At 42.3% G+C, this 19,275-nt stretch carries 20 protein-coding genes; 9 read left to right on the forward strand and 11 right to left on the reverse strand.

What is annotated here, in order from left to right; translation table 11 throughout:
- Window positions 1-2: 2 nt before the first annotated feature.
- Entirely contained in the window at window positions 3-1,031 is a 1,029-nt protein-coding gene (gene oppF / locus JMX95_RS06845) for a murein tripeptide/oligopeptide ABC transporter ATP binding protein OppF (protein WP_109590507.1), read from the forward strand.
- Between the two features lie 441 nt (window positions 1,032-1,472).
- Here the strand turns inward: oppF and JMX95_RS06850 are convergent, their stop codons facing one another.
- Complete coding sequence (locus JMX95_RS06850; RefSeq protein WP_045442930.1) at window positions 1,473-1,727, reverse strand: DUF2798 domain-containing protein; 255 nt, start codon at window positions 1,725-1,727, stop codon at window positions 1,473-1,475.
- A 260-nt stretch (window positions 1,728-1,987) separates the two neighbouring features.
- Between JMX95_RS06850 and JMX95_RS06855 the strand changes: the two genes are divergently transcribed.
- Entirely contained in the window at window positions 1,988-2,692 is a 705-nt protein-coding gene (locus JMX95_RS06855) for an aspartate/glutamate racemase family protein (protein WP_109590509.1), read from the forward strand.
- 25 nt (window positions 2,693-2,717) lie between these two features.
- On the opposite strand, the gene JMX95_RS06860 is transcribed toward JMX95_RS06855, so the two are convergent.
- From JMX95_RS06860 to JMX95_RS06885, 6 genes are all read right to left on the reverse strand, one after another.
- Window positions 2,718-3,761 carry an NAD(P)H-dependent flavin oxidoreductase gene (locus tag JMX95_RS06860; RefSeq protein WP_109590511.1) on the reverse strand — a complete coding sequence of 348 codons (1,044 nt, stop codon included), beginning with the start codon at window positions 3,759-3,761 and terminating at the stop codon, window positions 2,718-2,720.
- A 139-nt stretch (window positions 3,762-3,900) separates the two neighbouring features.
- Window positions 3,901-4,653, reverse strand: coding sequence for a hypothetical protein (locus tag JMX95_RS06865; RefSeq protein WP_109590513.1), 753 nt, complete (start codon window positions 4,651-4,653; stop codon window positions 3,901-3,903).
- 252 nt (window positions 4,654-4,905) lie between these two features.
- Complete coding sequence (locus tag JMX95_RS06870) at window positions 4,906-5,283, reverse strand: DsrE family protein (RefSeq protein WP_109590515.1); 378 nt, start codon at window positions 5,281-5,283, stop codon at window positions 4,906-4,908.
- Window positions 5,284-5,466: 183 nt separating this feature from the next.
- Window positions 5,467-6,009 carry an acyl-CoA thioesterase gene (locus tag JMX95_RS06875; protein WP_060490140.1) on the reverse strand — a complete coding sequence of 181 codons (543 nt, stop codon included), beginning with the start codon at window positions 6,007-6,009 and terminating at the stop codon, window positions 5,467-5,469.
- A gap of 44 nt (window positions 6,010-6,053) precedes the next feature.
- A complete protein-coding gene (locus tag JMX95_RS06880; protein WP_109590517.1) occupies window positions 6,054-7,118 on the reverse strand; it encodes a YheT family hydrolase in 1,065 nt (354 codons plus the stop codon).
- 121 nt (window positions 7,119-7,239) lie between these two features.
- A complete protein-coding gene (locus tag JMX95_RS06885; protein WP_109590519.1) occupies window positions 7,240-7,842 on the reverse strand; it encodes a YigZ family protein in 603 nt (200 codons plus the stop codon).
- A 196-nt stretch (window positions 7,843-8,038) separates the two neighbouring features.
- Here JMX95_RS06885 and JMX95_RS06890 point away from each other — a divergent pair, with 196 nt between their 5' ends.
- Both JMX95_RS06890 and JMX95_RS06895 read left to right on the forward strand, forming a co-directional pair.
- On the forward strand, window positions 8,039-8,743 hold the full coding sequence (locus tag JMX95_RS06890) for a pseudouridine synthase (protein WP_045442943.1): 705 nt from the start codon (window positions 8,039-8,041) through the stop codon (window positions 8,741-8,743).
- Window positions 8,744-9,193: 450 nt separating this feature from the next.
- On the forward strand, window positions 9,194-10,258 hold the full coding sequence (locus JMX95_RS06895) for a disulfide isomerase DsbC N-terminal domain-containing protein (RefSeq protein ID WP_109590521.1): 1,065 nt from the start codon (window positions 9,194-9,196) through the stop codon (window positions 10,256-10,258).
- 136 nt (window positions 10,259-10,394) lie between these two features.
- On the opposite strand, the gene JMX95_RS06900 is transcribed toward JMX95_RS06895, so the two are convergent.
- Complete coding sequence (locus tag JMX95_RS06900; protein WP_109590746.1) at window positions 10,395-11,048, reverse strand: DUF2939 domain-containing protein; 654 nt, start codon at window positions 11,046-11,048, stop codon at window positions 10,395-10,397.
- Between the two features lie 442 nt (window positions 11,049-11,490).
- Between JMX95_RS06900 and dnaJ the strand changes: the two genes are divergently transcribed.
- The 5 genes from dnaJ to JMX95_RS06925 all read left to right on the forward strand — a co-directional run bounded on the left by dnaJ (window position 11,491) and on the right by JMX95_RS06925 (window position 16,376).
- Window positions 11,491-12,621 (forward strand): molecular chaperone DnaJ, encoded by a 1,131-nt coding sequence (dnaJ, locus tag JMX95_RS06905; RefSeq protein WP_201560399.1) that lies wholly within the window; start codon window positions 11,491-11,493, stop codon window positions 12,619-12,621.
- Between the two features lie 182 nt (window positions 12,622-12,803).
- The gene (gene dapB, locus JMX95_RS06910) at window positions 12,804-13,652 is read left to right on the forward strand and encodes a 4-hydroxy-tetrahydrodipicolinate reductase (protein WP_109590525.1); all 849 of its coding nucleotides are present in this window, start codon (window positions 12,804-12,806) and stop codon (window positions 13,650-13,652) included.
- A 38-nt stretch (window positions 13,653-13,690) separates the two neighbouring features.
- Window positions 13,691-15,043, forward strand: coding sequence for an AAA family ATPase (locus tag JMX95_RS06915; protein ID WP_109590748.1), 1,353 nt, complete (start codon window positions 13,691-13,693; stop codon window positions 15,041-15,043).
- The gene (locus JMX95_RS06920; RefSeq protein ID WP_109590527.1) at window positions 15,044-15,541 is read left to right on the forward strand and encodes a PIN domain-containing protein; all 498 of its coding nucleotides are present in this window, start codon (window positions 15,044-15,046) and stop codon (window positions 15,539-15,541) included.
- On the forward strand, window positions 15,525-16,376 hold the full coding sequence (locus JMX95_RS06925; protein ID WP_201560400.1) for a hypothetical protein: 852 nt from the start codon (window positions 15,525-15,527) through the stop codon (window positions 16,374-16,376). Before JMX95_RS06920 ends, JMX95_RS06925 begins: the two co-directional genes overlap by 17 nt.
- A gap of 94 nt (window positions 16,377-16,470) precedes the next feature.
- Here JMX95_RS06925 and JMX95_RS06930 read toward each other — a convergent pair whose 3' ends face one another.
- The 3 genes from JMX95_RS06930 to JMX95_RS06940 all read right to left on the reverse strand — a co-directional run bounded on the left by JMX95_RS06930 (window position 16,471) and on the right by JMX95_RS06940 (window position 18,934).
- On the reverse strand, window positions 16,471-17,646 hold the full coding sequence (locus JMX95_RS06930; RefSeq protein ID WP_109590750.1) for a type III PLP-dependent enzyme: 1,176 nt from the start codon (window positions 17,644-17,646) through the stop codon (window positions 16,471-16,473).
- A gap of 164 nt (window positions 17,647-17,810) precedes the next feature.
- Complete coding sequence (def, locus tag JMX95_RS06935) at window positions 17,811-18,365, reverse strand: peptide deformylase (protein WP_045442956.1); 555 nt, start codon at window positions 18,363-18,365, stop codon at window positions 17,811-17,813.
- A gap of 314 nt (window positions 18,366-18,679) precedes the next feature.
- Window positions 18,680-18,934 carry a GlsB/YeaQ/YmgE family stress response membrane protein gene (locus tag JMX95_RS06940; RefSeq protein ID WP_109590531.1) on the reverse strand — a complete coding sequence of 85 codons (255 nt, stop codon included), beginning with the start codon at window positions 18,932-18,934 and terminating at the stop codon, window positions 18,680-18,682.
- Between the last annotated feature and the right edge of the window lie 341 nt (window positions 18,935-19,275).

Genomic DNA, 19,275 nt, shown 5'->3' on the forward strand with positions numbered 1-19,275 from the left:
TCATGATGATACAGAATTTAGATAGCGCCAAAAGCAATAATCCAGCACCGTTATTGCAAGTAAAGGACATTCATACCACTTTTAATATCAAACAAAAAGGTACTTACTTTTGGCAGAAGCCTGTCACTCTAAAAGCAGTTAATGGGGTATCGTTTGAGCTATTTGCTGGTGAGACTTTAGGGGTGGTAGGCGAATCAGGCTGCGGCAAATCAACACTCGCTCGTACTATCATCGGATTGATACAAGCTGATTCTGGCAGTATCAAGTTTTGTGATGAAGAGATGGTGGGTGCGTCCAAAAAGACCATGAGATTAAAGCGAAAAGACATTCAAATGATCTTTCAAGATCCGCTGGCATCACTTAACCCGCGCATGACTGTAGGGGATATTATCGCCGAGCCTCTTCGTACTTATTATCCTGAAATGAAGAAGCCTGAGGTGCAAAACGAGGTACGCGCCATCATGAAAAAGGTGGGGTTACTGTCCAATCAAATTAACCGATATCCGCATGAGTTTTCAGGTGGTCAGTGCCAGCGAATAGGCATTGCTCGAGCACTGATATTAAAGCCCAAAATTATTATCTGTGATGAACCAGTATCCGCCCTTGATGTCTCGATTCAGGCGCAGGTCATTAATTTATTGCAAGATGTGCAAGAAGAGATGGGGTTAGCGCTTATCTTCATTGCCCATGATCTTTCTGTGATTAAGCACATTGCTGATCGAGTCTTGGTCATGTATTTAGGCAACGCCGCCGAGCTGGGTTTGAACAAAGCCGTATACGGCAATCCGACTCATCCCTATACCAAAGCACTGATGTCTGCTGTACCGCTACCTGACCCTATTGCTGAACGTAAAAAGGTCATTCAGTTATTAGAGGGTGATTTACCCAGTCCAATCAATCCGCCGTCAGGTTGCGTTTTTCGTACCCGTTGTCCACTAGCTGATGAAGAATGCGCACAGATTAAACCCGTGTTAGAAGGCACCATAAATCACCGAGTGGCTTGTTTAAAGAATAAGGTCGAGGTGGCTTAAAAGTGGTTTTTGGTTTATGAATATTGACGGTATTAAAAGCAGGCGGACTTATTCAAATGCTCTTAATACAGTCTAATGTTTTTGCTCATTGGTTTTAAACGTCAGCAGTTAGTATCAATCAATCAGTTTCACCGATATCAATAGCCATTTCATTAAGTAATATTGTTAGCTGACCACGATGGTGGGCTTGGAGATTGACTTATTACGGGAGTAATTAGGAAGGTCATGAAAGCCTTTTATCCAGATCCAGTCACTTATCATAAGATGACTCAACATCCTTAATACCCAATCAAAAAACACCCTTTTATCTTCGCATAAAATACCTTCAGCAAGGCTGTGTATACAGCCACAGATTTCTTAATTCATAGCGGCATGATGATTTACCATCAGCTCACAGCAATGCTTTCTCATGGCTTTCTCATACTTTAACTTCTAGCTGGTTCAATAAAACTCAATACGACTGAGCAAATGCTCTTGGATGAGATAGGCGCAAATATAAGCGCTCGGCCACGCGACTATAAAGGCATATTTCCATGAGTGAAACAGCGTGATAAAGAACCCATCGACGAATCCTACATTGATCAGCAGCAATGCAGTTGAGATAATCGTGGACATTAGCAATGCCATTAAAAAGGTGAAAATAAGCCGGTAGTACTTGCGCCGTGTGCGTATTCTAATGGTAGGGAATTTTGCCATAGTGTGGAGGTGTCCTACATGGTGATGGTGGCGTTTGATGAACGATGAACGATGTTGCGTAGCGTCATGTGTCGTCATTACTAACCATGATATCGTATGTTGTTGAGTGGATAAAATCGTTATTATCAATGGTGGCATTCGTTATATTTTAATGACTGTTGTCTCATGCATCAAAATAAAAATTCCTGAAAAATAAAAAACTAAAGATGATTAATTTTGCTACGATAAAATCGATTACGACTCACAAATAAGGCAATAAAATGACCGTGCACAAGCAGCGAACATTGGGCATCATCGGTGGTATGAGTTGGGAGAGTACCGAGAGCTATTATCGGCTGATAAATGAGGGTGTCAAGGATAAGCTGGGTGGATTACATTCAGCAGATTTATTCATACATAGCGTAGACTTTGCGTTGATTAATAAGCACCAAGAGCAAGATGAATGGGCAGCGCTGGGTGTAATCATGGCCAGCAGTGCTCAGCGTTTGCAAGCCGCTGGCGTACAAGGGCTCTTGATTGCCTCTAATACAATGCATAAATTACTCGATGATGTGCAAGCCGCGACGCATTTACCCGTTATTCATATCGCTGATGCCACTATTGCCGCCATCAAAAAACAGAATCTGTCTAAAATTGCTTTACTGGGCACTCAGTTTACGATGACGGAAGATTTTTATAGGCAGCGTTTGGTGGATGCAGGGCTTCAAGTGTTGATACCAGAGAGTGATGCACGAGCAGAGGTACATCGAATTATCAAAAAAGAGCTGTGCGTCGGTCAATTTAAAGACAGCTCGCGCCAGTATTATCAGCAGGTAATTAAAGATTTAGCAGATCAAGGCGCAGAGGGCGTCATCTTAGGCTGTACAGAAATTGGACTGCTTATTAAACAAGCAGACAGCCCAATTCCCGTATTTGATACCACTTTGATTCATGCAGCGGCAGCGGTGGATTTTTTATTAGAGTAGCACGGACTGATAAAAATATTTAAGCCTATAACGTTTTGACCAAGCGCTCTAACAGCTCAATCGTGCGCTCTTGTCTGACCAAAGCGACGCCTTGTCCTGCCCATAAAGACTGATACTCCGGGTGAAGATTATTGGTTGCATGACCACGCAAAAATTTGGTCATCGCATTCAATTGTGGATAGGGCGGTAGCTCATGCGCGCTTTCAAAGCGAGCAAAATCACGCAAATAATCATTTAATAAACCACGAGCTTGTTTACCTGAAAACAGTCTCGTTAAGCGTGTCTCAGTACTGCGCTTATCTTCACTAGCGTCGAGTAGCGCTTGCTTATAAATGTCATTAATGCCGCATTTATCTGTGGTCAAAAACGCCGTTCCGATTTGCGCCAGCTCAGCGCCAGCCGTTTGTACCGCTTTGATATCTTGCCCAGTCATGATGCCACCTGCTGCAATTAACGGAATATCGGTACACGCGCGCGTTTGACTAATTAGCGTCAATAATCCCAATGGATCGTTTTCACTTTGCGCGAGCCAGCCACCGCGATGTCCACCCGCTTCGACCCCTTGTACACATACCGCATCAGCACCAATATCGCTCCATGCTTTCGCTTCTAATGGATGATTGGCAGTACCGATGACGCGCGTGCCTAGACCTTGCAGATGTTGAACTTGCTCGGCACTAATAATACCAAAGGTAAAGCTAGCGACAGGAACAGGATTGTCATAGAGCACTTGTAGCTGATCCGCGAAGCTTAGCGCTGGGCGCTCAGGTAGCGCAAACTCTATATTGTTTTCTTGATAGTAATGACTTAGCCAAGCAGGGATTTCGGTATCAAAGGTGCTCGACTCATGCTCAGACAATACCATTAAATTAATCATAAAAGGGCGATCGGTGAGCGATTTAATGGTGTCAATATGGCTATGCAAAACCTCTGGCGGCGTCATGCCCGATCCCAATGAACCCAGTCCACCAAAGTTACTCACCGTCGCTGCCAGCTCAGGGGTGGTTGCGCCTGCCATAGGTGCTTGAACGATAGCGTGGGTCAAATTAAGGGTATTCAGTAAGGTCATAACGGGCTTCCTTTGTCTGTTATTAGAATTTTTATCTCACTTACTTTAACAGAACAGGACAAAGAGTATGTTGGATAGTGTTTATTTAGTTGCTGAATAGGAAGGGTGAGTTTTGACTACGGCTTTGTAGTTAAGTGAATCAACTACATTTTTTGTCATACATATCTGAAAACGAATTTGAAAAATATCTAACTTTTACATCTAAAAGCTCTGAATCATCGTTTTCCCACTTAGGTAGCTTATTTCCAAGACTAATATATTCTTTGTATAGTCCATTTGTACTTGGTTGTATATTTGAAGGAGGTACCACAGCTCCTACCGAACCTTTATTTATACTAATATAACCATTTTTAGTCTTATAAGAAACAACATCGTAGCTGACCCAACCAGTATAAGAGTTATCTTTATCACTTCTAACCACTTCATTAGTAGTCATGTTTAGTGTGCGTAATGGATGTGATTTAGTTTGATTATAGTTTTGGTCGAGATATTTTTTGGCTTTATCATATACTTGTTTTTGTTCGTCCTTAGTATCGACAGTTTCCACAAGAAGTAGCCTTTGTAAGCGTTCTCTATCGTCGAAGGTTAAATATATATGTGAGATATCGATACTTGCAATCGACTCCATAGGCTCGCCATCATATATTGACCAATTAGGTAAAGTAGTAAAAGCATCACTCCCACAAAATAGTTTGAATGTATCAGTAGTCAGTTGACTATATTTTATTACATTAAGGCTATCTGCTTTACTACTATCAAACTCCAAATAGAAAGGCTTGTTATTTTCATTAGTAATATATCCATTGGTATTTGTAGAAAGCTCTGAACACCCTGTTAAAAGCATAGCGGGTAAAAGAAAACTAAGGAAAACGTTAGCTGATTTAATCTTCATTATAGATATGGCCAAAACCTAAGAAAATGGAATCTAAATATACTATAGCTCATATCACTTTACTACTTTCTACCCATCCATAAGCATAGGTTCTAGCTAAGGTCGGCAACTTGTATATACCTAATTAGTGAAGCTTATGAATTAGTGAATCTTATGAAATATTATTAAATTTTCAAAAAAAAGAGTCAGTCCCTAAAGCCGTGAAAAAGACAGCTAAGAGAACTAACTCAGTGTTAGAACTCTGAAAAAAACTTAATTCAACTGCAATGACCCTTTTGCATTCATCAACAGCTCAACCACATCATCACCACTGATCACTTCAAAGCGTTTGTCGATGGCAGATTCTTCCACGCCGTTGTGCTTCATACATGCGCCGCAGACCAGTACTTGACCGCCTTTTTCGATAAAGACTTCTAGCAATTCGCCCGCAGGTTCAAATGGTGCGCCAATATTGACCTTATCTAAAGCGTTGGGCAGTGCCAAATGTACCGCGTCCACCATCAATATCACTGAGGCAGAATGACCTTTTTTAAGTGCCACGCCAGCCATAGTAAATGCTAAGGTGATTTTGCTTGGATTTGATTCACTATTATCAAATAACGTACCGACATAATCCGTCGTGTTAGCCATATTATTCTCCTTATAAGACTGTTTTAATTAGATAGTATTTAGTTGAGCTGAGTATGATGCTCACTACTATCCTAACATTTAATATATGTATTTATATAATGTATTGTTAGGAAATAGTAGTTATAAGGTTAACTGATTGTGAATAGGTGTTTGTGACTTATGAATCACGTTAAAAAATAAATGCTAACTTTGCGGTGGCCACGGGCGATCAGCATCACTGACGATCCATTCTGCCACATAGCCACTCGGTGGCAACTGCCAATCTGCTTGCCCCAATGAGGCTAATACACGTGCTGTTTCTATCACCTTACCTTTTTCAGTCACGCCCGTCCGCAGTAGCGCAGAGGAGCAAGGTTTGCCTTTTACCCACATCGACTGCTCGATATATATCCAACGCTCATCAAAGCCGACGATATGCGTTTTCATGGTGACCTTATCAAAAGCGCGAATCCGCTTTCGATATTGGATGGTACTGCCAGCGACGACCAAGCCCCAACGCTGCTTGAGCAGTTGACGTCCAAGCCCGCTACGCACCGCGAAGTCAGTACGACCCATATCAAAAAGGGTAAGTACGCGACCATTATTCATCTCTAAGAAATTATCAATATCTGTCAGGCGACAGCGAAAGCTAATCTCACTCGTATCTTTAAACGTTAAGGTATTGCCTTTTTTGACTTGTAGCGCGGCGTGGGCGATGGTGCTGGCATAACGGATAAATGGATACATAGTGCAATCTCAAAAGAGTAAAAGGTAAAGTGAGTATTCTTATTTTAGGGCTTATTAGATGCTACACCGATATGATTAAAATAAGTGCTCACAGTTTCAGGTATCCAGTTGATATCAAATCTTGATTTTTTATAAAGATGCGGCGATTTGTCTTTATCAGAGCGATAACGAATAAAGCCCACATGCCCGCCATGCTCAGTGTCTAAGATAGTGACACTGTCAGACACATCGTTTGGCGTGGCGGTAAAACCAAGGAAGGGGTCGTCTTTGGCACTAATAAGTAACAATGGTTTCGTTACTTTTATTAAATAAGGCAGGGCTGATGAGGCTTGATAGTAGTGGTTATTAGAGCGGTAGCCGTGACGCGGCGCGGTAAAGATATCGTCAAAGTCACTGATGCGATTGACCGCTTTGATCGAGTCGATCTCTTCTTTGCTGATGTCATTGGCTAAGGCTTTTTTGATAATCGGGTTGAGCAAATAAGGGGTGTAAATTCGATGGCTCAAAAAGCTGTGCATACTAAGCGCCGCTGATGACATATCAACTGGCGCAGAAATCACAGCCGCGCCTTGGCAGATTGCTTTGTCAACATATTCGCCCATGTATTTCGCCAAAGCATTGCCGCCCAGTGATACCCCAACTGCATAAATATTGGCGTACTGTTGACTTAGGTTTTGCAGCGCGTGATGCACCTCATCGGTATCACCCGCATTATAAAAAACCCGACCATTAGCAGGAATGCCGCCACAACTGCGGAAGTGCGCCACCACAAAGTGCCAGCCTTGCGCATGTATTTGATGCGCCAAAGCACGTGCATAATGGCTATCGCTGCTGCCTTCCATACCGTGGAATAGCACGATTAATGGCGTTTGCTGACGTCCGCCGTTTTCTACGGTGGCGATAGGATGCGCATCATAAAAGTCATAAGCAATATCACTTTCATCCAATGAGTCTTTTTCGACCACACGGCGATAAGTGGGTGCTTTAGGGGCAAAAAACTTAGGCAAGATGCTTTGTAGATGTGGATTGGTTAGCCAAAAGGGTGGTTTAAAAGGCGCTGGAGAGAAGGGTTGGCTCGGTTTTGAAGTTGGCGAATTTGAGGTTGGCATAAAGGTATCTTATTTAATGGGCGTTAAAATCATCTTTAACAATCAGTGCCTTATCATACCCATGCCAGTTATCAAAACCAATAAGATTTAGTGAATGCTCAGTGAACGCATGGTTACTCATTCACTTTTTCGATTCATCTAATACGCGCCCATCCATCGCCAGACGTTCTTTTAAATGGTCGATATCTGCCTCAGCAATCGTCACGGTCAATGTCACTTGTTTACTATAAGCGACATCATCAATGCTACCGTTTAAACTGTCGACCACATAGCGGCATTGTGCTTCGGTCGCAAACTCTGCCAATATCTGCACTTGCGCCATCGGCACATAAGGGCTTAAATCCATCTCATCGACGACTGCTTGCGCTGCGCCTGCATAAGCACGGGTTAGACCGCCTGCGCCCAGTTTAATACCGCCAAAATAACGCACGACGATGATAATGACGTTACCGATCGCTTTATGCTGCAACACATTTAATATCGGGCGACCTGCCGTACCATTTGGCTCGCCATCATCATCAAAGCCAGCACTGGTAGTGTTATTAGGGTCACCAATGATATACGCCCAGCAGTGGTGGCGCGCATCGGCATATTGCTCGCGTAGTTGTTCCACGTGAAACATTGCCTGCTCACGCGAGGTTACAGGATAAGCGTAAGCAATAAACTCGGATTTTTTAATTTCTAAGCGCGCAGTGACAGCACGTTTTAGCGTTTGATAGCTCATATTTCATCAGGTCTAGGTTGGATATGGTAAACTTGTCTAACTTTCACTGTCGTCCATATTGGGTGCAGTGTTCATTTAATTTTTTATTATAGTACCACTTCTGACCCATGAAGATAGCGGACAAGCTCAGTGTGAGTGCTGGTGTCGTTAGCTGCTACGGTAAAGTAGGTATCATCAAACGAATGGTAGGCAATATATGCGTCTAGATAAATTTTTGAGTAAAGCCACTGAGCTATCGCGTAAAGAATCCAAAAAAATTCTGCACGCTGGTGAAGTAACGGTAAACGATCAGGTCATCAAAGACCCAGGCGTCCACGTCGATGTGGTCAATGACGATGTGATTTGGGCAGGCGAGCCATTATCGGTCGCTGCGGGCAGTCGTTATATTCTATTGCATAAGCCTGAAGGCTTTGAATGTACGCTGAAAGTAAAAGAGCATCCAATTGTCACTGAGCTGATTGCGGTGCCAGAGCTTGGTAGCTTGCGCATTGCAGGTCGCCTTGATGTTGATACCACCGGCGCATTATTGATGAGTGATGATGGTAAATGGTTGCACCGTGTCACCAGCCCTAAGCATGAACATGCCAAAATTTATGAGCTGACTTTAGCAGATGCGATGGATGAAGCGGCGCAAGCCAATGCCGTCAAAGAAGTCGCTGAAGGCATCCTTTTAGAAGGCGACCACGAAGAAACAAAACCTGCTGTTCTCGAATTCATTGACGAGACCCATGCACGTTTGACCCTTGAGCAAGGTAAATATCATCAGGTAAAACGGATGATGGGTTACTTTGGTAATAGAGTGGTTGAGCTGCATCGCGCTAGTGTCGGTCATATTACTTTGGAAGGATTAGAGAAAGGCGACAGTCGCTTTTTAACACCTGAAGAAGTGGCTAAGTTCTAAGTTTTTCATCTTGAAATGAACTCGCAAGCACTTCTTTACAATCAGCAGCCACTTCACGTGTGCTGCTTTTTTTGACCGTAGTTTTAACCATAGTTTTTAACTATAGTTCTTATCTATCACTTTTACCCTGTTATGTCTCGCGTGCACACTGTGTTGCCTATCTCTTAAAGCTCAGTAGCAGTTTTGCAAAATTGAGCCGTTAAACCTTTGCAAAAGTATTCCTTGTGCTAAAGTCTGCCTATCTTTTTTTAATCTATTTTTTTACATAATATCGTTATTTTTATTAAAGGTAGTTATTGTTAGAAACCGATATTGTTAGAAGCGAGTATTATTAGAAACAGCTATTCTTAAGATGAGTGTTGTTAAAATTAAAGGGTATTAAAAATCGTTGTTACTGAAACGCGCTGTTATTAAAAGCTGTTTTTGTTAAAACCAGATAGGACTGTCTCTGTGAAATCATCTCTATTAAAATCCGCCAGTTTAATTGGCGCCATGTTATTGGCAACCACCGCCTGTGCCCAGTCTAGTGATACTGCCGCTACTGACCAAAAAGCTAGCCAGAGTACTCAAAATACAAAAGCTGCTGGCACTGTTAGCAAGTCTGTTGACAGTCGCTTGCGCCAATTGCTTACTCAGGCAGGGATCAAAACACAAATTAGCTCTATTGTGCCGTCCAACTTACCCAATATGTATCAAGTCAATTTGGCGGGGCAGTTGCCTTTGCATATCACTGAAGATGGCAAATATGTCATTCAAGGCGAGCTACAAAAGAATCCAAGCAAGCGTGTAGTTACCAAGACACCAGCGCGTAGCACCAGTGCGCAGGCAGGCAAACCTGTCAGTGCGAGTGTCAAAGCTGATATATTGGCGAATATGGATGCGCTGAAAAATATGAGCACTAAGACGCCGTTCTTTTATACTGCAGTGCCAGGCGTGATTTGGGGTGCGACATTAGAAGGCGTGCCTTTTCTACTATCGGATGATGCACAATATATTACTGATGGCGAGATTTCTGTCATCGAAAATGGTCAATTCATCGGACTCGATGAGCAGTTTGAAAAGCGTAAAAATCAGTCTGTGTTTGCGACTTTAGATGAAAGCCAGCTGATTAATTATCCAGCGACCGGCCCTGAGAGAGCGGTTATTTATGTGGCCAATGATGTCAACTGTCCTTATTGCCGCCGCTTGCATCAACAGCTTCCAATGCTTAATGCCAAAGGTGTGACGGTCAAAACCATTGGTTATCCGATATACGAGCAGTCCCCTGAGCAAATGCGTGGCATTTGGTGCCAAGGTGACGAGGAAAGCCGCCGTAAAGCTTTTGATAAAGCAATGTTGCAGGGTGAGATGACACCTGCACCAGCAAGTTGTAAAGCCGATCATGTGACGCCCAATCGTGAAAAAGCAGCGGGGCTTGCGGTGATGGCAACGCCTGCTATCTACCGTGAAGATGGCGTGCTGTTTCAAGCGAGCTTTGAGAGTCCTGAATTTTTAGAATTTTTGGGCGTACAGTAGCTCACATAGATGTTTAATAAAGTTATGAATAAAAAATGTATTAAGAGATGACATTCCTTAATATTAATAAAAAACCGCCACATAAGTAATCTATGTGGCGGTTTTTTATTGCCTCTAACCGTTAGGGGTAGCAAGTCTATTGTGGCAACACGATATCAACGATTTTCCAACCAATTAAACCGTTACGCTGCATCTCGATGGTGAGCGGATAACCTTTTACCTGACCGCTAATAGTGAAGCAATTAATACCGCAATAGCCCAATGTTGGCTTGTCACTGTCCGACCCTTGCGCTACCTGTTGCTCCAGTTCAGCGGCTTGTTTTTTCATGATTTGCTGCATTTGGCTTTTGACCACTGCATCCACATCACCGCGCTGGATGATAAGATTTTGAATCAAATTTTTGAGATCGACTTGATTACTGGCAATTGCCCATGCGGCGGCCAACTCTTTAGTTGCGGTATTGGCCTGACCTTGGGTATCGATGACTTTTTCGATGTTTTGCGGTGTTATAGCACCATCTACCGCCTGCGTGATAAAACTATTGGCAGCTTGGGTCAATGGCTCGCCGCCCAACTCAGCGACCAATGGATAATCGGCCATAGTCGCCGTAAACTGACTGGTGAGTTGGTTTTGGATACTAGGTCGCACCTGCTCATAGTCGATCGCTGCTGCGATGGTCGTGCCGTCTTTGGCATCGTAGGCATTTTTAAGCTGATAAGCGCTGTAATAGGGCGAGCCTGCATAGACAGCGACGGCAATGACGATTAATAAAATAATCAGCTTCTTCATAAAAATCAAACCCTTATCGCAAAACAAAAACGTAATGATGGGCAGATTTAATACTGGTGAGTATAAATCTAAAAACCCAAAAATATAGCGATAAATATTAGCATGGCTGAGCCTTTTTAAGGTATGAAAACCTTTGTTCATTCCTTAATAAAACCTTTTTGTATGGCCAAGCGCACTATAGTGGATACTTTCCCTGCCTAAGCGCTTGATAAATCACCATAGCATCTCCATAAATAGCGCAAACTTTTAATAATTGATTTGGCTAAGCAGCATCCCGCCGTATTCGCTTGTAAGATTCATAGCAGTATCACCTCTTTTCTCTCACTATTTATGATGTTTCATGTGAAACCTTTGAGTGCCATAGTGAGTCGTATTAAGATGGTGGTTGACTAGAACTACTGAATCGACTGTCCGGTGGACTGTAAAGACGATAGGAGAGCCCATGAGTAAGCGCGATTTTTATGAAGTATTAGGTGTGAGCAAGACCGCTGAAAGCAAAGAAATTAAGCGAGCTTACCGCAAGCTGGCTATGAAATATCACCCTGACCGTAACTCTGATGATCCAGATGCTGAGGATAAATTCAAAGAAGCATCGATGGCTTACGAAGTACTAAGCAGCGAAGAGAAGCGCTCTGCTTATGATCGCATGGGTCATTCAGCCTTCGAAAATGGCATGGGCGGCGGTGGCTTTGGCGGTGCAGGTGGTGGCAACTTCCAAGACATTTTCGGTGATATCTTCGGCAACTTCGGCGATATCTTCGGTCAGCAGCGTGGCGGTGGACGTTCGCGCCGTGGTTCTGATTTGCGTTACGTCATTGAGCTGACGCTAGAAGAAGCGGTACGTGGCTGTAAAAAAGAAATCAGTTTCACTGCGCCTGCGCCTTGCGACACGTGCGATGGTAAAGGGGCAAAAAATGCCTCTGATATCGTGACTTGTCAGACCTGTCATGGACAAGGTCAAGTGCGTATGCAGCAAGGATTTTTTGCCGTGCAGCAGGCTTGCCCACATTGCGGCGGCACTGGTAAACAAATCAAAAATCCGTGCTCTGACTGTCACGGTAATGGCGTTAAAGACAAATCACGTACGCTAGAAGTGTCTATCCCAGCGGGTGTTGATGATGGTGATCGCGTCCGTCTAGCAGGCGAAGGTGAAGCGGGCGGCGCGGGTGTCCAAAACGGCGACTTATACGTTGAAGTACGCGTAAAACCGCATAATGTCTTTACCCGTCAAGGTGCGGATCTGTATATGGATGTACCTGTGAGCATCACCGATGCAGCACTGGGTAAAGAGGTCGAAATACCAACCCTAGATGGTAAAGTGAAAATCAAGGTTGCAGAAGGCACGCAAAGTGGTAAGTTGCTACGTGTGCGCGGCAAAGGCGTGACGCCAGTACGCACCACCATGAAAGGTGATTTGATTTGCCGTGTGGTTATCGAAACCCCAGTGAACTTAACTCGCGAGCAAAAAGACCTGTTGCGCCAGTTCCAAGATACGCTCGACGGTGATAGCAAGCATCAGCAGTCGCCACATAAGAAGTCATTCTTTAAAAAAATTGGTGACTTATTTGATTAACTGAGTTATTTTACTCACCCGTTTGGTTAAATGACTAGATACAAAACCCCCAGTGTTTCACATGAAATACTGGGGGTTTTTATTGACGTTATAAAAAACCATTCAGGTGGTGATATTTGCTAAACTTAGCATCATAACATTTAAAACCTTTCTTATTAATATAGAGCTTTTAGGGTAAAAATATGAGCCAACAGATAACAGCGCAAGAAAATACAAATAAACGAGCCATCAAAGTCGGGGTTATTGGTGCTGGTGGTCGTATGGGGCGTATGCTAATAGAAGCGGTACAAGACAACTCGAAAACGATATTAAATGCCGCGATAGAACGTCAAGGTTCAAGCCTTGTTGGTGCAGATGCTGGCGAAGTCGCCGCTATCGGTCGCTTAGAAGTGCAAATTGTCGATGATTTAAAAGTTGTCATTAATGACATCGATGTACTGATTGACTTTAGCTTGCCTGATGCCACTGAGCAAAATATGCAGATTTGCGCGGCAAACAATGTCGCGATGGTTATTGGGACGACAGGGTTCAATGAGCAGCAAGAGCAAGTATTGGCAAAAGCCAGCGAGAAAATTGCGATTGTCTATGCTGGTAACTATTCAACAGGTGTTAATCTGTCATTGAAATTGCTCAACATGGCAGCGAAGGCATTTGGCGAGGATGCCGATGTAGAAGTCATCGAAGCCCATCATAAGCATAAAATCGATGCGCCATCAGGCACAGCATATATGATGGCAGAAGCCGTGGCAGAAGCTCGTGGACAGAATCTAAAAGACGTCGCTGTTTATGGCCGCGAAGGACAAACGGGCGAACGCAAAGCAGGTACTATTGGTATTCATGCCATTCGCGGCGGTGAAATCATTGGCGATCATACCGTGATGTTTATTGCCGATGGTGAGGTGGTTGAAATTACCCATCGTGCCCGCGCGCGTATGACTTTTGCCGCGGGTGCTGTGCGTGCCGCGACTTGGGTTATCAAACAAGAAGTCGGGCAATATAATATGCAGGATGTATTGGGTTTGAATGAGTAAGGCAAGATTTAGATAATCTACTTATAAGCGAGATGGCAATGACAGATAACGCTAGTATCACTATTAAAAACTTTAAGAGCTATAAAGAAGCCACCTTACCGCTGTCATCTTTGACTTTACTGATAGGGGCGAATGCGTCAGGTAAAAGCAATGCTATTGAAGCGTTTCGTTTTTTAAGTTGGGTGGCTGGTGGCGAGCGCTTATCTACGCTCAAAAATAGGGTTAACGATAGTGATAAAGTCGTTCGGGGTAGTGTTAAGGACTTGGCTTTTAACTCAATGGATCAATTTTCATTAATTTTTCAACTCGAAGAAGATTTTGAGTATGAAGGTGTTTTTGAAGTAAGTTCAAATAGTATCGAACTCAAAAGTGAGGTGATACGCTCAAGAGAAGATAAAGTATTTATACTAAAATCGCTAATATATCCTTACTTTTCTGAGTTTTCTAAGTTTTACTCTATAGATTTAGTAGACGCAGTAAATGAGATTGCAAAACGCAATAATGGATTAAATAACTTCCTCAGTTCTAATCTAAATGATCAAATTACTATTTATAAAAATAAAGATAGCGATATCTCTGAGTTTCTCATGGTTGATAAACATACCGCTATTTTAGACCATCTTGAAGAGGGAAAAAATAAAGCTTGGGATGATTTTGATAATATTAGAGAGTTTTTAAAACAGTCTTTTTTCTTTGATTTTGTACCAAATAACATGCGTATTGATAGTATTGCAGATAACATTTTAAGACCAGATGGCTCTAATATCGCTGGAGTTTTATATAATATCTGCGAAGAAGCAAAGAACAAATCTAAGTTATTGTTATTAGTTAAAAGCTTACCAGAACAAGATATTACGGATATTAAATTTTACAAAGATCATCGCGGTCGTATTGAGTTTGCTCTAGTTGAAAGCTTTGGGAGTACTTCTGTTGAACGTACAATGGATTTACTATCAGACGGTACGTTAAAAGTATTGGGCATTGCAGCTGCCCTCCTTTCTGTGCCAGAAGGTTCAACAGTAGTCATTGAAGAGATTGATAATAGTATTCATCCCACACGAGCGCATATTATTTTAAGCTTACTGCGTCAGTATGCCGAAGAACGTAAGCTTAATTTGTTACTATCGACGCATAATCCTGCGCTAATGGATGCCCTACCAGATGAAGCCCTCGCAGATGTTGTATTTTGCTATAGAGACCCGCAAGAAGGTGATAGCAAGTTGATGCGGTTAGGAGACTTAGATGATTATCTTGGCTTAGTCGCTCAAGGAACGCTTGGCGACTTAGTTACTCAAGGTATTGTCGAGCGCTTTGTAAAACATCCAATCACATCAGAGCAGCGTAAAAAACAAGCATTGGATTGGCTAAATCAGCTACAGGGGGCTGATTAGATGGCAGATATTTGTATATTAGATACCAGCATAATATTAAATATATTGAATGTTCCGAATAAAAATCAGAATAGAGTCGAGGTTTTAGATGAGTTTAAAACCTATGCTGAATCGAACTGTCGATTTATTATTCCTTTAGTAGTGGCAGTAGAAGTCGGTAACCATATCAGCCAAAATGGCAATGGAGATACACGCCGAGAAATTGCTAAACAGTTCGTTGATATGATGCAAAAAACGTTTGATGGTAGCTCGCCATTTGAGATTAGCAATTTTGACCTAAAGTTAGAATGGCGTAATTGGATTAATGAGTTTATTGTCAGAGCTGGCCAAAATAAAACTGCTACTAAACCGAATGAAGGTATGAGCCTGACAGATTTATCTATCATTAAAGAATACGAAGACATTCAAGATAAAAACAAAGCCAATAGAAATAAGCACGTGCAGGTATTTATTTGGTCACTTGATTCGGACTTAATACATTATGGTCACTCCTACTAAAGCAATAAAAGTAGTTCTACTAAGCGTTATTGTGTTCTCAACGCTCAATATCTCAGCACAAGCAGCTACTTTTCAAACCTACGTCATTGATACCTATGGTGGTGATGCATTATTACCTGCTGTTCGTCAGCAACTGAATAATAATCGTGACGGCGGTACAGTTACTACCTATCAAGACAAGTTAGTGTTGCATACGACAGCCGCTAACTATCAGGCGGTACAGCAGTTATTGACTCAGATTGACGGTCAGCCACAGGCATTGACGGTCGCTGTGCGTGTTGGCAATAATAGCAGCGTCCAAGGTAATATTGAGCAAGGGCAGGTCATTATTAGCAATCGTGGTATTCAAGGGTCAGGGATTATTCATCAGAGCAATAGCCAACAGCAAACAAATAATTTATACCAAGTACAAACCTTGTCAGGTAGTGCCGCCAGCATCAGTACAGGGACGCTTTATGCGCTGAATCAAACCTACGATGTAAATCGTTATACAAATTATAAAAGTCCTTCAGTACAGATTGTCATTCAACAGCAGGTATTGCTACCAACGACGCAAGGCATCACGGTTACGCCAAGATTATTACCGACTGGTCAAGTCGAAGTAACATTGTCACAAGTTGAAGAAAAACTCGCACGCTCCTATTCAACTTCTCAGAAAAATAGTAATCATGCCATTCAAGGTCAACGATTAGACACGACCATTATTATCCCACGTGGTCAATGGGTAACTATCGGACAAATCTCTCAAAGTAGCCAAAATCAACGCGCAAGTGATGGTAGCAATCGTGCCATTGATAGTACTAAAAACACACCAATTTGGATAATGGTGCAGTAGTCTTGCATTCACTCATATTATTTTTGGCATAAAAAAGGCGCGATACTGTGATGAGCATTATCGCGCCTTTTTATCGACAATAATCTATTGCAGATTAGTCAACGTAGATCACTTCTAACGGTGGAAAACCATTGAACTCAATAGATGAATACGAGTTAGTATACGCACCCGTGGTCAACCAAAAGATTTTATCACCAATCTCCAGCTCTTCTGGCAATTGATAGCCCGCTTCTTCATACATGATATCGGTCGAATCACAAGTAGGACCTGCCAGTACCACAGTGCCTTTGCTGGTTGATGTTTCCATCTTAGGCGTATAAACCGGATACTTGATGGCCTCTCCCAAGGTCTCGATTAAGCCTTGGAATAAGCCCACATCGGTATACACCCAACGCGTTAAATCCGTGTGCGATTTACGCGAGATAAGCACCACATCACTGACCAATACGCCCGATCCACCAACCAATGAACGACCTGGCTCAAGGATAATCTCAGGCATATCTTCTTCACTATAGTCGTCTGTCAAATAACGAGTGATCTCTTCAGCGTAGACTTTTATAGGGTTCACTTCACTGATATAGTTGGCTGGAAAGCCGCCACCCAAATTGATCATTTGTAGCTTAATATCTTCTTCGTTTTTCATCCAGTCAAACATGTATTTGACCTTGGCTAGTGCATCATCCCAAGCGGCAACGTCTTTTTGCTGACTACCAACGTGGAATGAGATTCCATAAGGCACTAGACCCAAATCACGAGCTTGAATCAACAGCTCAATCGCCATATTGGGATGACAACCAAACTTACGAGACAATGGCCATTCAGCGGTCTCAGAGCCTTGTACTAAGATACGCACAAAGATTTTTGAACCAGGGGCGTGCTTGGCAATATTTTTTAGATCCGCTTCTGAGTCGGTCGCATACAAGTCAATACCTTTTTCAAAGGCATATTTGACATGCTCCGCTTTTTTAATGGTATTGCCATAAGAGATACGCGATGGCTCAACGCCGCAGTCTAATACGCGATCAAGCTCATAGATGGAGGCACAATCAAAGTTCGAACCAAGATCAGCAAGCAAGTTAATCACTTCAACAGCAGGACTGGCTTTCATTGCATAATGGATTTTAGCATGGGGAAAAAACCCAACCATTTCATGATATTTGGTTTTGATACGGCTAAGGTCCACGACCAAAAATGGCGTCTCGCGACCTTCAGCAGCTTGAGTGAATTTCTGCCAGCCGGCAGGGTCAAAATATTGGTCAATTTTGATCATGGTCATGGTAGGGAACCTTTAATAAAGACAGTAGGTGTTAAAGAGTAAATGCTCGAATCACGTCATTGTCATCTCACATTAGTGTCATCACGCATCTCACAGGTGATAAAACCTTGCGTCCATGCTGATTAAATGACGTAAAAATAGCTTAGATGATGAATGGACTAAGAATGGCTGGGCTGCGGCTGTTTATCCGCCATTTGTTCGCCTTGTTTTTCGCGTATTTTAACGATTTTACGCACTTTATCGCGAGCACGAGTTTGCTTGAGACGTGATAAATAATCGACGAATATGACCCCATTTAAATGATCCATTTCATGTTGGATACATACCGCGAGTAAGCCTTCTACTTCTTCATCGATTTTTTGACCATTCTCATCTAAGGCTTCAATACGCACTTTGTTCGGGCGCTCAACACTATCATAGACTTCAGGTACGGACAAACAACCTTCTTCATAGGGCTGTTTCTCTTCTACCAATGGTGTCACCTTTGGATTGATAAAAACTCTAGGGCTATTTTTATCTTCAGACAGATCCATAACGATGAGCTGAATATGACGATCCACTTGGCTTGCCGCCAAACCGATACCTTGTGCCTCATACATCGTCTCAATCATATCAGCGATTAAGGTTTTGATTTCAGCAGTCACTTCCTTAACAGGCGTAGCAATAGTACGCAGGCGCGGGTCTGGGTAATTTAAAATAGGGAGTAAAGCCATAACGCTCACCTCAATGATAGGGATAAAATAGGGTTGATATTATAGGATAAATGGGGACAAAAGTAATGCTTATCAATACTTTCGCACAATTATTGCTTTTTATCATTGTAAAAAATCAAGGAGGTCGCTTTTATTATAGGCATAAAAAAGCCCTGCAATTCGCAAGGCTTTTTGATTTATATAAGCTAGATTAGATGTAATCTGACTTGCATAAGTAGAGTTGCTTTTTAGTAAATTGAGTTTAGTGGATCAAGTCACTTCTGATTCATTAAAGTCACTTGGGGCAACCAAAACATCTGACCAAAAGTGCAAAGTTATGCGCCACGTTTGCTCATAATCATCTCATAGATAAATAACAGGATGATCGCACCGATTACTGAGAATATCAAACCAGTAAAGCCGCCATCAGCATTGATACCGATAAGACTAGCTAAGAAGCCACCTAATAAAGCACCGACGATACCCAATACAATGGTCATTATCCAGCCCATCGGGTCGCTACCTGGCTTGATAGCTCGTGCCAATAAACCTGCAACCAGACCTACAATAATCATCCAAATAAAGCTCATATTATTCTCCTAATTTATTATCATTTATAATAGTTAATCAATTTTGATAAGCTCATTGTAAGCACTGTATAGACGTAAAGGTAAGCGCGAAATGTTACCAGTGTATGAGCTATGTGAGGAAAATCGTAGATTTGCTAATATGCAGGTAGAATAGGTAAATGAAAGGTTACAAAGGTAGTGAAGTCGAAAACGCCGTCTATATATTAAAGCATTTTTGGATATCAACGCTCCCTAGTGTTGCTCCTCTCTACAGTAATTGCAAGTAATCGGAAAAAGCTGATCATAAAAAAACGTTGCTCATTTATAATAAGCAACGCTCTTATTTAACACCAGAAATAAAC

The sequence above is a fragment of the Psychrobacter sp. NC44 genome (assembly GCF_904846655.1).
Lineage (GTDB): Bacteria > Pseudomonadota > Gammaproteobacteria > Pseudomonadales > Moraxellaceae > Psychrobacter.

Coding starts and splice junctions, on each gene's coding strand:
- JMX95_RS06925 (WP_201560400.1), top strand. CDS start 15,525: ATGGTCACTCCTACTAAAGCAATAAAAGTAGTTCTACTAAGCGTTATT.
- JMX95_RS06890 (WP_045442943.1), top strand. CDS start 8,039: ATGCGTCTAGATAAATTTTTGAGTAAAGCCACTGAGCTATCGCGTAAA.
- JMX95_RS06920 (WP_109590527.1), top strand. CDS start 15,044: ATGGCAGATATTTGTATATTAGATACCAGCATAATATTAAATATATTG.
- dnaJ (WP_201560399.1), top strand. CDS start 11,491: ATGAGTAAGCGCGATTTTTATGAAGTATTAGGTGTGAGCAAGACCGCT.
- dapB (WP_109590525.1), top strand. CDS start 12,804: ATGAGCCAACAGATAACAGCGCAAGAAAATACAAATAAACGAGCCATC.
- JMX95_RS06930 (WP_109590750.1), bottom strand. CDS start 17,646: ATGATCAAAATTGACCAATATTTTGACCCTGCCGGCTGGCAGAAATTC.
- JMX95_RS06855 (WP_109590509.1), top strand. CDS start 1,988: ATGACCGTGCACAAGCAGCGAACATTGGGCATCATCGGTGGTATGAGT.
- JMX95_RS06860 (WP_109590511.1), bottom strand. CDS start 3,761: ATGACCTTACTGAATACCCTTAATTTGACCCACGCTATCGTTCAAGCA.
- JMX95_RS06885 (WP_109590519.1), bottom strand. CDS start 7,842: ATGAGCTATCAAACGCTAAAACGTGCTGTCACTGCGCGCTTAGAAATT.
- JMX95_RS06850 (WP_045442930.1), bottom strand. CDS start 1,727: ATGGCAAAATTCCCTACCATTAGAATACGCACACGGCGCAAGTACTAC.
- JMX95_RS06915 (WP_109590748.1), top strand. CDS start 13,691: ATGACAGATAACGCTAGTATCACTATTAAAAACTTTAAGAGCTATAAA.
- JMX95_RS06875 (WP_060490140.1), bottom strand. CDS start 6,009: ATGTATCCATTTATCCGTTATGCCAGCACCATCGCCCACGCCGCGCTA.
- JMX95_RS06870 (WP_109590515.1), bottom strand. CDS start 5,283: ATGGCTAACACGACGGATTATGTCGGTACGTTATTTGATAATAGTGAA.
- JMX95_RS06865 (WP_109590513.1), bottom strand. CDS start 4,653: ATGAAGATTAAATCAGCTAACGTTTTCCTTAGTTTTCTTTTACCCGCT.
- JMX95_RS06900 (WP_109590746.1), bottom strand. CDS start 11,048: ATGAAGAAGCTGATTATTTTATTAATCGTCATTGCCGTCGCTGTCTAT.
- JMX95_RS06880 (WP_109590517.1), bottom strand. CDS start 7,118: ATGCCAACCTCAAATTCGCCAACTTCAAAACCGAGCCAACCCTTCTCT.
- def (WP_045442956.1), bottom strand. CDS start 18,365: ATGGCTTTACTCCCTATTTTAAATTACCCAGACCCGCGCCTGCGTACT.
- JMX95_RS06940 (WP_109590531.1), bottom strand. CDS start 18,934: ATGAGCTTTATTTGGATGATTATTGTAGGTCTGGTTGCAGGTTTATTG.
- oppF (WP_109590507.1), top strand. CDS start 3: ATGATGATACAGAATTTAGATAGCGCCAAAAGCAATAATCCAGCACCG.